The following is a 12916-nucleotide window of genomic DNA, read 5'->3' on the forward strand; positions in this document are numbered from 1 at the left end:
CTAGTTCGTGCGCTCGGCGTGGCATTCCTTGCACGCCGTGGCCTTGGGCTTTTCAAGCTTCATGGCTGCGTGGCAGCCCATGCACTGCTGATGGTAGGCAGCCTTCAGGCCGGGGCGGTCGCCCTTGGCGGCTTCGAAAGGCTTGCCGTGACAGCTCTGACACTTGGGCGGCGTCTTGCTGACGGGGCTGTTATGGTGGCAGCCCTGACAGAAGGTGCCGGGATCGGTATGGAAGCCAGCGGCCATCTTGCTGCCTGCCACTGCGGCGATCATGGTCTTCACGATCTTGCGGTGGGGCATCTTGGACGCTTCGAACTTGTCGACAAGGGCACCGATCTCAACGGTTTCAGGAATGTCTTCTTCGTTGTACACGGGCATTGCGGTGGGACGCATGCTCACCAGAGCGGCGGCAGCGGCCTTCTTCTGGTCCTTGTCCATGTTTGCCAGTTCTTCACCCTTGGGGGCTTCCTTCACGTGGCAGGTGGCGCAGGACTGTTCGGAAGCGGCGGCCTTGGGCATCAAGCCGTGGCAGCCGGCGCAGGAAGGATCGGCCTTTGCGGTGTTGTGACAACCCACGCAGGAGGCCTTGTCCTTGACGGCGTGCATGGCCTGCTCCAGCTGTACGAAGTTGCCTTCCTTCTTGCCTGCCAGCGTGTGGCATTCGGTACAGGAGGCGATCTTTTCGTGGTGGCAGGTGCGGCAGTTGTCCAGAGCGGTTTCGTGCAGCTTGTGGTTGAAGGCGACTGCGGGCAGCTTTGCCTTCTTCACATCGTCAGCGGCTACGAGGGCTGCATCGGGCTGGCCGCGGTCAAGGCGGGGCACATCCTTCACAACCTTGTACTGCTTCTGGGCTTCGGCGGTATGGCAGCCGGCACAGGTAACAGGGCCGGTGTCGCCGGTGGTCTTCACGTGGCAGGTCACGCAGGCTGCGTGAGCCGCATCGTTCAGAGCGGGCTTCATCTTGTCGGCACCCTCGGCAACGGGGGTGGATTCAGTCTTGTGGCAGGCGCGGCAGGAATCTTCAGTCTGCTTCTTCCATTCGGCCTTCTTGGTTGCGGGCTCGTACACGTGGTGGCACGCGCCGCAGTTCACATCCTGACCGGAGACCTTGATGGTCTTGGCGGCGGTGTGGCGGTAATGCAGGGACTTGTCCATGCCCACTTCCTTCCATGCGGAAGTGTCAGCGGGATTGGGGTTGTGACAGGCGCGGCACTCGCCGTCCTGCGGTCCCGTGTTGTTGCCCGCGGCAGCCTGTTCGGCATGGCAGGCGAAACAGTTGGTGTGATAGAGGCTCTTCAGTTCTTCGGCGCTACCGTCTTCGGTGCGCATGAACTTGAGAGACATCTTGCCATCCTGCGTTTTGTGACAGGCGGAGCAATCCTTGTTCAGCTTCTTCATTGCTTCCGTATGCAGGTCATGGCGATAGGTAACAGCCGGTAACTCGGTGCTCCCCATTTTCCCGATCACATCGATGGTGACGATGTCAGCGTAGCTACCGGCAGAGGATACCTCGGCCTTGGAGCTCTGCGCCTCATGTCCCCAGACCGAGACGAGTGCTACCGCAACCAGCAGTCCCGCCCATCGCAGCAGTGATCTTCCTTTCATCATAGTGGCAGTCCTTTCGATGAAATTACAAACACGTCCTTCAGACTTCCCTCAGCCGATCGCCCTGCGCTCCGGTTCCCTGCGGAGCGGCGGGACAGGTACCAACCCTGCCGCAATGGAAAGAGGCAGCAAGCTGGCAACTTGCTGTCATGACAGGAAATTCCTTGCGGCTCTTATCCGGTGTTCCACCGTGCGGGTGATACCCGCGCCGGGTGAAGCAAACCCATACCCAGTAGCGGTAAAAACCTACCATGTTGGTATGAGTTAAATCCTACCCATCAGGTAGGCGAAATGGCTATGAGCGTCAAGGACATTTTCATTTTTTAGTGACTAAAAAATGAATGCCTAATGTCTTGTTTTTATTGGGATGAATGCTGTGTGACCGATCAGTCTGATGTGTCCTGACTGACCTGAAAGCAAGGCGGGGAAAGGGTTATGGACGGCTCCGGTAGGAAATGGCCGTTGGCTCCCGAAAGGAGAAAAAAATGAAAAAAAGTTAAGATCGACGGTGGGGAGGGGTATTATTTGGCAAGAATGTTCCCCAGCACCGTTTCAGAAAGGTCTTTGCCGGTGAGTTCCCGTATGGTGCGTATGCCGCCGGGGCTGAGTACGTTGAACTCGATGACATAGGGATAGACAAGGTCCACGCCGACGAAAGAGACGCCGCGTTCCAGCAGCCACGGGCCGAGCCGTTCGCACAGGGCGGCCTCTTCGGCACTGAGGGCATAGGGTTCGCAGCTTGCGCCTTGGGCCAGATTGGTGCGGTGGTCCTGCACAGACCTGCGGCGGTATTGCCCCACCACCTTGCCGCCCGCAATGAGGACGCGCACTTCGCCCTGCCGTATCTCCGGCACGTAGCGTTGCAGCAGGCAGTAACGTCCTTCCCCGTTGCCGGTCATGTTCTGGAGAATGGCGCGGGCGTTGGTGTCCGTGCGGGAGATGAGAAATACGTCCCGGCCGAAGGCTTCCGCAGGGGGTTTGACGATCCATCTTTCATCCGAAGCGGCCACCACCGACCACAGGTAATCCGCGTCTGAAGAGGCATACGTCTCAGGATACCGGAACACATCGCCCATGCCCGCCATGTAGTATTTGCTGTTCAGGTGCATCAGCGCGTCCACGGAGTTGGCCATGGAGGTTGTCTCGGCGAGGAGCCGCAGCAGTTGCAGCTTGTCGAGGAAGGCTCCGCGCCTGCCGAAGCTGAGCACCTGCACGTGGTCGAAGGTGTCGAGCGGCGCGGTCTGCGGCGTGGGGGCAATATCCAGCTCGCCGGATGCCGTGAGCGCGATGGTGTATGTGTCGCATACCACCTTGCCGTCCCGCAGGCTCAAGGTGTCCATGGCCCCGAAGCGGGGAACCAGCCCCATGCGCAAGGCTGCGCGGGCGAACTCGACGCCGTTTTCAGGATCGTCGAAAGGGCTGCGGACGAGGAGACAGATGGTGGTGGTCATGGCGATATGGTTGTTCTCTGTTTGTGGGGTGCTCGCGGGATTCTATAGACTATCACTGACTTCATGAAGTCTTTTTTCTGCAATACCGTTGCCGCCGCTCTGCTGTCTTTATCCGCGGGACCAGAGCGTGCCGAGGCTAGTCTTGGATGTATTAAAGGAATAGTGAGCAAGCAGACCTGAATCCAGGGGGGCGGATGGACTGTCAGGCCGATTGGAAGGGGACCGCTTCCACGGCTGAAGAAAGACACATCCAGTGACTGGCAGGGGCGAGGCAGGAGGAGTCCAGAGGGGGCCTTGCTGAGGGGCGGCAACGGGAACAGCAAGGTTGTAACGGTAGACAGAGAAAAAGGCAGCCAAGGTGGTTTCCCACCAAGGCGCAATTCGCTCCAAGATCAGCCCCTAAAACTCCGGCACGGAACAGAACGCCATCTCTTCCTCAGTCACCGGATGCCGGAACTGCAGATACGCCGCATGCAGATGCAGCATGGCACCGTCTTCGGCATCACCATAGAGGAAGTCTCCGACAATGGGACAGCCCAGCCCGAACTTGTGGGCCGCATGGAACCGGAGCTGGTGCGTGCGGCCGGTTATGGGAATGAATTCCACACGGGTGAGGCCCCGCTTGCGTTCCAGCACGCCCCATTCGGTGATGCCGATCTTGCCGTGGATGGGGTCATATATTTGATAGGGGCGGTTGTAGATATCCAGCCGCGTGGGCAGGGTGATCTCGCCGGAATCGCCTCGCACGTCGCCCTTCAGCACGGCGATGTAGCGCTTGTCCACGGCGCGCTTGGCGAACTGGATGGAGAGTTCGCGCTGCGCCAGTGCGGAAATGCCGAACACCAGCAGGCCGGACGTGGCCTGATCAAGCCTGTGTACCACGGGAATGTCGATGCTCTCGGGAAACAGCGCGCGCACGCGGTTCATGGCACAGTCCTGCTTGTGCGGTCCCACACCGGGAACGGAAAGCAGGCCGCCCGGTTTGTTCACCACCACTATATGGTCGTCGCTGTGCAGTATTTCCACGGAGTATCCTTTATAAGTCGTGTTTCGTTACGTGTTCGGGAAGCGGGGGATTATCCGGTTATCGTCTCTTCTTCAAGTCCGCAGAGCATGTAACCGAGAATTGGGTAGCATTTGTCCTGACAGGAAGGGTAGAACTCCCCGTGCTGGCGTGCCCCGGAGCGGCTTTCGCGTCCCCAGTAGAATTCGGCGAGGCCGAGCGGCGTCATGTTGTGCTGCATGGCATATTGCAGCAGCTTGGGCGCACAGCAGTCGCCCGTGCCGGTGGGAACGCCGCGTCCGGCAGGGAAAATATCGAAGAGCGAGGCGATCTCGCCACGGAAGTTGCGAACCCGATACAGCTCGTGGATGGCGCGCATGGAGCGTTGCGAAAGCTGCCTGCGCTCGTCCACAAGACTGGCGCGTTGCTGCATAAGCAGATCAAGAGGCGTGGGGGTGGCTTCCCCGTCCGTCAGGGTTTGAGCAGACTGCGGGGTGCAGGGCTGATTCTCGCTGGCCTGACGCTCTTCCACAATGGCATCGTCCAGCGCCCGAATCTCCCTGCCAAGGCCGTTGATGACGGGGTCATCCTTGGCCACCTGCGCATCAAAGGCTGCGACATCAAGCAAGGGGGGTACCCAGCCGTCCACGTGCCAGACCCGATTGTACTGCGCCGAGAAGGCGCGCAGGGTGCCGTATGCGCCATCCTGCGTGCGGACCACCAGCACGCCGAACATCTGGCCGCGCGCTACGCCGTTCAGGTAATCCAGCGAGAAATGCGGGTCGGCTATGTGATCCGGAACCTGCATGTCGATGCGGCCGTACTGCTCAAGCTGCTGCATGAGGGCCGCGCATTCGGCGCGGGCCACACCTGCGGGCAGTGTGTGTTCCCTGCCGCAGCGAGGACAGAGACCCCGTGTGGTGACCTCGGCATCGTGCAGCGGGTGCGATGTGTCGGGGGCCAGCCCGTGCAAGTCTATGGTCAGCGGAAAGAGCATCGGAAGAATACCATATGATCGTGGCTGCTAGCGCAGGATGTTGCCGGCCTGCTGCAGGCGGGCCGCCTTCCAGACAAAGTTGGCCACGTCCTTGTTCACGTTGCTTTCAAATCGTTTGATCTGATTTACCACATCCTTGTCGAGCTGGTCGGCTTCCTCACCGACATACACCTCGCCCCACAGACGCTGCACCACAAAGGAACAGGCGGAAAGCGTGGCGACAAGGCCGCATGCCTCGTCGGTCAGTTCGGAAGAGTCCTTGCCCTGCAGAAAACCGGCGTGGAGTGAATTGATCTCGCCGCCGCGCACGTTCAGGTAGTGTTCAAGCTGCGTGCCCGTTGTAGGCACTTCCAGTCGGACAAGGCGGAAAGGGGATTTCTTGCGGGTGTGCTCGCCAAGACGCTGCCAGAGCTGGGCAAACGCGCCATAGAAGGCCTGTTGAGCGGCAGAGTCCGCAAATGCGGGCGGCTCTTCCCAGAAGATGGTGAAGAGGGCAACCGGATTGATCTCCGCAGGGGCGACCTGTTCGCCCATCAGGAAGGCCCTGATGCCGGCAAAGTCGTAGGTGCAGGGGTATAGTCCGAGCTGGGCTTCAACCTGCTCGCGAATGGCGGTGTCGGAAAGAGTGGTCACTGGCGGCCTCCGTGCATTATCTGGAAATCTTTTCGCGCGGCCGGAAAAACGGGTTCCACCGTCAGGACGCGCGCGGTATCAGTAGCCCAGAGTGCCGCAGATGTGAAGGGGCCGCTCTCAGGCGGCCCCGATTACGCATTTGCTTCCATGAGATGATTACAGGTCCACACGCAGGACGCGGAACGTTGCTGCTTCCTTGGGATTTCCCATGTGCTCAAGCTGGGATTCCACGACCCATGCGGTGTTGTCACAGGTGACCGTGGTGGTGGGAAAGTCCAGCCCGTTCTGCACGATGCTGTGCGTGAAGGTGCTACCCTGAGGGGTGAGGCGGGTGACGCGGTCACCGCCCTCCACCAGCAGCAGGGAACCATCGGTCAGCGTTTCAAGCCCGTCAGGGCGGTTGAGCTTTTCGGTAAGGGCAACTGCCTCAACTGAACCCGCCGTACCGTCAGGGTTTATCGCAATGCGGAACAGGTCTCCGGTGTTGGTCTTTACGGCATAGGCCATGCCGTCCTTGCCCACGGCGATGCCGTTGAGTCCGATGCGGTCCACAAGCGTGCTCGGATTGGGAGGCAGTTTGGAGAATCGCGGATCGCTGCTCCATTCGGAGATTGTCACATCATCAAGCTGTGCGCGGTAGATGACCGGCCTGAAGGAGTCGGAGACGAGGGCGCTGCCGTCGTTCATGATGGCGATGTGGTTGGGGAAGCTGCCTGATTCCAAGGGGAATGCGTGCAGCAGGGCTCCGGAAGGCAGGCTGTAGGCCTGCACCGAGGGCGGGGCTGATCCGCTGAGACCCTTGAGGCCCAGATCCGCAGAGCATACCCAGAGTATGTTCCGCTTCTGGTCGGCAGTTATGCCAATGATGGAAAGCAAGCCGTTGCCGTTGGCAATGAAGGGCACGGCATTTCGCTCGCCTTTGGGAATGCGGATGATGCTGCCCTTGCCGATGCTGCCAACATACAGATTGCCCCCGGCATCGATGGTGATGCCTTCTGGAAAGAATGCCTGTTGCGGAATGGTCAGCAAGGGGGGCGTGTTCTCCCGGGCACAGCCGAAAAGGCCAAGGAACGCAAACAGCACGAGAATGATCAGAGAATGACGCATGGAAACCTCCCGTCAGAATGGATTGCGCGTATCCCGCATGGTGCGGCGATAGCTGTCGGATGAACGGGAAGATAGGTGAATGCGCTTCTGCAGGCAGTGCCTGAATCGGTCAATATGAATACAGAATCGGTCAGATTGCAAAATGACCGGATTTGAATACGTGCTGTGCAGCGGCCAGGCGTTACGGCTATGCGCCCTGTTGGCTGGTGGCATACGCGGTGGGCGTTATGCCGAAGTGGTCCTCGAAGCGGGCGCGAAAACGCGAGAGCGATGCATAGCCGCAGGATTCCGCTATGCCGGCAATGTCTTCGGAGTTGTTTTTCAGCAGGGTGCCTGCATGTTGCATGCGGGCTTCACGCAGCATCTGGCGCAGGTTCAGGCCGTCCTGACGCAGTCTGCGTGACAGGGTGGAAACGCTTACACCCAGTTGTGCGGCGATGCGTTCGGCAGTCCATTGCTGTGCGGGGCTGAGGGTGATGAGGTGCTGCACTGTCTCCACGATGTCGTCGCCGGTCAGCGAGAAGAGCAGGTGCCCCCTGCCGGATTCGAGCAGCGCAAGGATGAGTTCGAACATCCGCAGCTCCAGAATGGGGCCGGTGTCTTCCCCGCGCGCCAGAGAGCGGCTCAAGTGCATGAAGGCTTCCGCCACATGTATGTCCGGCGAAAAGGCGGAATGCCGCGGGTGTGCTGTGTTCCAGCGCACCAGATCCTTGACGCGGTCGGGGTAGAGGATGGCGAATCTGCGCAGGGCATGGGGTTCGAACTCGACCACAACGGAGCGGTAGAGCCCCTTGCTTCCGGGGTTGTTGGCAATATCCATTTCCACGCCGTTGGGCAGCAGCAAGAAGTCGCCTTCGTGTGCTCTGACGCTGCCGTTCTGAAACCCCACATCCTTGTTGCCTTCCAGCACCACCACAAGCGCGGGAGCCGTTAGCATCAGCCGGGAAAGGTGGGAACCCTGCACCTCGCAGATTCTGCACAGGCGTGCAACGCTTTTCAGGGCGTGACGAAGCGTGGGAGTGGCTTCAAACTCCGGCACGCGCTCAAAGAGCATCTGTAGCAGGTTAAGGCATTCGTATTTTGGGGCATTCTGGTGCATGGGGACGTTCCGGCGGAACAAGCTTGCAGGCGGCGCAGGGGGGGGGTGGCCAATCCACACGTCCTTGATCGGTTTAAGCGCATATAGCCCAGATGCGGCTGCTTGTCATTGCAGGTGGCGCAGAACGATTTCGTCGACTTCGCCCCGCGCATGCATCTCTTGTATGGTTTGGTCAAATCGGAACATGAAGGCGTTCTTGTAAGGGAAACGGGCGCTGTTCCGCGCGTAGCCGAGATACGCGTAGTTGCTTGCTATGGTCGGTCCGACGGAGAAGGGAGGGTGCGCCTTTCGGGCTCCCAGGATTTTGTTCTTTTCAACGGCACGGTTGTACTCGAACAGGATGGCGAGGCGATCGTTGAGGTAACAGTCTATGCGTTGCTGTGTGAGTTTTATGATGTTGCCGGTTGTTCCGGGAGCATGCTCAACTGCGATTCTTTTAGCTTCGACCTCGGCCCAGAACGAATCCAGTCCCATATGAAAACCGAGGTTCATGCCGAAGCGCAGCCCCTGGTAGTCGGCAGGCCAATGGGCAGTCGGTTTGTTGAGGGTGAGCTCCTTCCGGCATACCACGATAACGCTTTCTTCAAAGAGAGGGGCTGAATAGGGGTAAATGTACGGGCGGGCCTTGGGCAGTTTGTACGGGGGGAACAGGGCGAATCCCTGCCCGGTTTCCAGAAGGTTCAATCCGCGCTTCCATGGGACCAGCCGTATGGTGATGTTGTATTCCGGCATGCGTGAGAAAGCGGTGGTCAGCAGGTCAACGTAGATGCCTTTTGCTTTCCCGTCTTCAAGATAGGAATAGGGAGGGTAGTTATCATCGCCGAAGATGACCACGGGCTGCTGGGTTTTGCCCGATACCGGGGCAAGAACCCCAGTTGCTGCAGTGAGCATGATGATGAATGCGATTGTCCAGATGCGTGTCATCGGGGCACTCCCTCCTGCTCGGCACTATATAACATTACGGTTTTTTACCTATGATAATGGCGTGATGCCATTATCCATGCGGCATGGCGAGCAAGAAACCAGGCCAAAAGAAAGGGCCGTGTCGATGACACGGCCCAAATGTTGGTTCGACTGCAGGCAGAAAGCAAGGTTCGTGCGACGCCTGTGCGTAATGCCCGAACGCTCTGCCAGCCGTTGTGGTGGAATCAGCCCTTTTTGACCACCGAGGTCTTCAGCATCATGGAGCCGAACCCGGGAATTTTGCAGGAGATGTCGTGCACACCGTCTTCGGGTTCCACCAGCTTGATGTTCTTGACCTTGGTCCCCTTCTTGATGGGGCCGGAAGCGCCTTTGACCTTCAGGTCCTGAATGACGATGACGGTGTCTCCGTCTGCAAGCACGTTACCGTTTGCATCCTTGTAAACACGCTCGCCGGTCTCGCCGGGCTTCATCTCGTAGCCGCACTCGGGGCAGATGATCATATTGCCGTCCGAATACATGTATTCGGAATTACACTGCGGGCAGTTCGGTAAATTATCCATGTGTTCTCAACTTATTGTCTTGGATCTCTTCAATTACGAAGGGAACGTTGATCATAAAGAATGTCGGGCCAATTGCGGGCACCCTACCAATATCCATTCGGAAAGTAAAAGGCCACTGACTTGGTGTGAAAGATCCTTTTACGCTGGGGTGTTGGCAGATCGGCAACGTTGTTTGTTCGTTGTGGCGGAGCGAAATGAGAGCATCGGTGACGGGGGCGGCAGCACAAAGGAAAAGCCCTGATGCGTTAACATCAGGGCTTTATGTTCCGTGGCGGAGCGGACGGGACTCGAACCCGCGGCCTCCGGCGTGACAGGCCGGCGTTATAACCGACTTAACTACCGCTCCGTTTGTGGTGGACGGTGCAGGGCTTGAACCTGTGACCCCCGCCGTGTGAAGGCGATGCTCTACCAACTGAGCTAACCGTCCGTGAAGGAGCACTGTTTATACGTACTCCGTTTCGCTGTCAACTGGATTACGATGCCTTTCTGTTGGATTGTCCAAATAAGCCTTTTCCAAGTGACAGAGAGTGGGGGAGACCTGCAACAGGGTGGCACCTGAGTGGCCTTGTTCCTATTGTGGACTGAGGGATTTGAGGGGGGCGGGTAGGCTGCGGTAGGTAGATGTACTGATTGGTTCTCTGCATTCCGTTGCTCCGCCTTGGAGGGTGTGGTAATAGCTTGGGGAAGTGTTTCCTGTAACCAAGCGAGGCAATATGGGCGTGCGAATTACAGACAGCGTTACGTGGGTAGGCAAGATAGACTGGGAATTGCAGAAGTTTCACGGCGAAGAATATTCAACATTTAAAGGGTCTTCTTATAATTCCTACCTTGTCCGGGATGAGAAAACAGTCCTGATCGATACGGTTTATCGGCCCTATGCGAAAGAGTTTGTGGCGCAGCTGGAGCATGAAATTGATCTGGATAGTATTGATTACATCATAGCCAATCACGCTGAGGTTGATCACAGTGGCGCAATGCCGGAGTTGATGGAGCGTATACCGAACGTTCCAATCTACTGCTCGCCGCAAGCTGTGAAATCTCTCAAAGGGCACTACCACAAGGACTGGGACTTCAGGCCGGTCAAGACCGGGGATACGCTGGCGCTTGGGGCGAAGACCATAACCTTCGTCAATGCTGCCATGTTGCATTGGCCGGACAGCATGTTCAGCTATCTGGACAAGGAAAACATTTTGTTCAGCAATGATGCCTTCGGCCATCATCTGGCCTCTGCCCGCATGTTCAATGATCTGGTTGATGAGGGCGAGCTCATGCACGAGTGCATGAAGTATTACGCGAACATACTTACTCCCTTTAACAAGCTTGTTGTGAAGAAAATACATGAGGTGGTCGGGTTCGGGCTTCCGGTTGACTACATCATGCCCAGTCACGGGATAATCTGGCGGGATAATCCGCTGCAGATCGTCCATAAGTATCTGGAGTGGGCCGAGGACTATCAGGAAAAACAGGTTGTTGTTCTGTATGACACCATGTGGAACAGCACGCGTGACATGGCCGAGTGCATTGCAGAGGGAATCCGCAAGGCCAGCCCGGAGCTGGAGGTAAAACTCTTCAATGTGGGGCAGCGCGACAAGAATGAAGTGATCTTGGAGGTGTTCAAATCGCGTCTGGTCGTCGCCGGTTCTTCAACGATCAACAAGGGCATTCTTTCCGGTATGGCCGGTTTGCTTGAGATGATTAAGGGGCTCGGATTCAAGAATAAGTTTGGGGCGGCTTTCGGGTCTTACGGATGGTCTGGTGAAGGTGCGGGTATTGTTTCGGAGTGGTTGGAGAAGTCAGGTTTTGAAATGCTTGCAGAACCGTTGAAAGTCCTCTGGAAGCCGGATGAAGAGGCGCGTGCGCAGTGCGAGGCCTATGGCGCGCAATTGGCTGAACGACTGTAGCTGTGGTTGCGTTTGATCAAAAACAATCAGGCCTTGAAGTTTGTCTTCAGGGCCTGATGTTTTTTGGTTCTCCTGCGTTCTCGGGGGAGAAGGCTATTCAATGGCAATATCCGTGGTGCGTGTCAGCACTGTGCGCTTGGCCGTTGCGGGGCCGGTGTGGAGCAGCCAGACAGAGGCCTGTTCGATATACAGCGTGGAAGCCGACAGGCCATCCACAGGCAGAATTACCTGCAGTCCACGCTGGGCTGCACCCGTGGCGGTGTTCAGGACGGCTCCGTGGGCAGCCGTGCCGGTCACGATGACCGCCTTGATCCGCAAATCCTCAAGAATGGTCTGGAGCGGGGTGTTCAGAAACTTGTCCACGCTGGCCTGCACGATAGGCTCCCCATTGGAGGGGGCTACCGGAGGAAGAATGGTTTCTCGCGTTCCTTTTGTCGTCAGGCTGTAGATAACCGGCATTTTGGTTTCGCGGGCTTTTTGCAGCAAAGCTGCGATGCGGGGAACCGTTTCCAGACAACGAGGGCGGCGCTCGGCATTGCAGGTGCGCTCCTCGATATCCAGAATAAGCAGGGCGGTGGTGGTGTGGTCGACGGTGACCGCCTGTACCGGAGGAGTCTCCGGCACTTCCGCTGAAGCCCAGATGTCGAGGATGTCCTTATACTCTCCAGCGCGAACGGGCAGGGCTGTGAGCAGCAGTATGGCAAGGCCCAGCATGGTCAGTTGCATCAGCCTGATCAGAAACAACTGCGGGGCGGGGAGGACCGCTTGGGTGTGAACGTTTGAGCTTTGGACGGGTGTACGCATGGGCAGACCCTCATGGCGTTAGTGTTGCGAAAATCCCGGATAGGGTTACTTCATGCTACACTTTTTGCCGGAGGTGGGGCTTGTGTCAATGAAATCCTTTGTCGGACTTCAAAGATCGTCAGGCAGGTGGGGGGGGCGTGAGTCAGATTGGTTCAGGAGTAGTGGGGCGACAGTATGTCATAGCGTTTGGGAGTTCCAATAATTCTGCGTTGGGTCGCTAGAGTGTGGGCGTTGTCCCGTTGTGGGGCTGACGGGACTCGGTCACGCGAGGCAGAGAGCGGGATGGGGCGCGCAAAAGAAAAAGCCCTGATGCGCAAACATCAAGGCTGTATACTCAGTGGCGGAGCGGACGGGACTCGAACCCGCGGCCTCCGGCGTGACAGGCCGGCGTTATAACCGACTTAACTACCGCTCCGCAGAGGCGGTCGATTGCTCGACCTAAAACTGTATCTAAAAAAACGGATGCGATCTTGCGAACGCATCCGATGTGCTCAATGGCGGAGCGGACGGGACTCGAACCCGCGGCCTCCGGCGTGACAGGCCGGCGTTATAACCGACTTAACTACCGCTCCGTTTGAAGGCTTTAAGTGGTGGGCGGTACAGGGCTCGAACCTGTGACCCTCGGCTTGTAAGGCCGATGCTCTCCCAGCTGAGCTAACCGCCCACTTGAGGAAAAACCTTTTATTGAATCCTTGCTTCGCTGTCAACATCTTTTTCGAAGAACCCGAACAATTTGTTTTCAGTGTGATTCGGAGCGGTTGTTGGCCCCAGAACCGTGAAGCGAGGGCGGTTTTACGCAAAGCACATCCTCTTGGCAAGCCCTTTTTTGAGG

11 protein-coding genes and 5 tRNA genes are annotated in these 12916 nt (G+C 57.8%); 1 reads left to right on the plus strand and 15 read right to left on the minus strand.

The features are described 5' to 3' along the window. The 11 genes from hmcA to N1030_RS15840 form a co-directional block, all read right to left on the minus strand. Complete coding sequence (gene hmcA, locus N1030_RS15790) at positions 1–1608, minus strand: sulfate respiration complex hexadecaheme cytochrome HmcA (protein WP_265826489.1); 1608 nt, start codon at positions 1606–1608, stop codon at positions 1–3. Between the two features lie 518 nt (positions 1609–2126). Next, positions 2127–3056 carry an ATP-grasp domain-containing protein gene (locus tag N1030_RS15795; RefSeq protein WP_265826490.1) on the minus strand — a complete coding sequence of 310 codons (930 nt, stop codon included), beginning with the start codon at positions 3054–3056 and terminating at the stop codon, positions 2127–2129. A gap of 399 nt (positions 3057–3455) precedes the next feature. Beyond that, positions 3456–4082, minus strand: a complete 627-nt coding sequence (locus N1030_RS15800) for an RluA family pseudouridine synthase (protein ID WP_265826491.1) — start codon at positions 4080–4082, stop codon at positions 3456–3458. 50 nt (positions 4083–4132) lie between these two features. After that, positions 4133–5056: a hypothetical protein gene (locus N1030_RS15805; protein WP_265826492.1), complete on the minus strand. Its 924-nt coding sequence runs from the start codon at positions 5054–5056 to the stop codon at positions 4133–4135. Between the two features lie 27 nt (positions 5057–5083). After that, entirely contained in the window at positions 5084–5689 is a 606-nt protein-coding gene (locus tag N1030_RS15810) for a hypothetical protein (protein ID WP_265826493.1), read from the minus strand. Between the two features lie 156 nt (positions 5690–5845). Continuing rightward, the gene (locus tag N1030_RS15815) at positions 5846–6796 is read right to left on the minus strand and encodes an SMP-30/gluconolactonase/LRE family protein (protein ID WP_265826494.1); all 951 of its coding nucleotides are present in this window, start codon (positions 6794–6796) and stop codon (positions 5846–5848) included. 187 nt (positions 6797–6983) lie between these two features. Beyond that, positions 6984–7895, minus strand: a complete 912-nt coding sequence (locus N1030_RS15820) for a helix-turn-helix transcriptional regulator (RefSeq protein WP_265826495.1) — start codon at positions 7893–7895, stop codon at positions 6984–6986. A 105-nt stretch (positions 7896–8000) separates the two neighbouring features. Beyond that, positions 8001–8819: a substrate-binding periplasmic protein gene (locus N1030_RS15825; protein ID WP_265826496.1), complete on the minus strand. Its 819-nt coding sequence runs from the start codon at positions 8817–8819 to the stop codon at positions 8001–8003. A 224-nt stretch (positions 8820–9043) separates the two neighbouring features. Continuing rightward, the gene (locus tag N1030_RS15830) at positions 9044–9379 is read right to left on the minus strand and encodes a zinc ribbon domain-containing protein YjdM (RefSeq protein ID WP_265826498.1); all 336 of its coding nucleotides are present in this window, start codon (positions 9377–9379) and stop codon (positions 9044–9046) included. Positions 9380–9648: 269 nt separating this feature from the next. Further along, a tRNA-Asp gene (locus N1030_RS15835) sits at positions 9649–9725 on the minus strand. Between the two features lie 5 nt (positions 9726–9730). Beyond that, a tRNA-Val gene (locus tag N1030_RS15840) sits at positions 9731–9806 on the minus strand. A 286-nt stretch (positions 9807–10092) separates the two neighbouring features. Here N1030_RS15840 and N1030_RS15845 point away from each other — a divergent pair. Further along, complete coding sequence (locus tag N1030_RS15845; RefSeq protein ID WP_265826499.1) at positions 10093–11280, plus strand: anaerobic nitric oxide reductase flavorubredoxin; 1188 nt, start codon at positions 10093–10095, stop codon at positions 11278–11280. A 93-nt stretch (positions 11281–11373) separates the two neighbouring features. Here N1030_RS15845 and N1030_RS15850 read toward each other — a convergent pair whose 3' ends face one another. From N1030_RS15850 to N1030_RS15865, 4 genes are all read right to left on the minus strand, one after another. Continuing rightward, positions 11374–12006 (minus strand): isochorismatase family protein, encoded by a 633-nt coding sequence (locus N1030_RS15850; protein WP_265826500.1) that lies wholly within the window; start codon positions 12004–12006, stop codon positions 11374–11376. Between the two features lie 416 nt (positions 12007–12422). Further along, positions 12423–12499, minus strand: a tRNA-Asp gene (locus N1030_RS15855). Positions 12500–12579: 80 nt separating this feature from the next. Beyond that, positions 12580–12656: transfer RNA gene (locus tag N1030_RS15860), tRNA-Asp, on the minus strand. Positions 12657–12672: 16 nt separating this feature from the next. After that, a tRNA-Val gene (locus tag N1030_RS15865) sits at positions 12673–12748 on the minus strand. Positions 12749–12916: the final 168 nt, after the last annotated feature.

Source organism: Desulfovibrio mangrovi, from assembly GCF_026230175.1.
Taxonomy (GTDB): Bacteria; Desulfobacterota; Desulfovibrionia; order Desulfovibrionales; family Desulfovibrionaceae; genus Halodesulfovibrio; species Halodesulfovibrio mangrovi.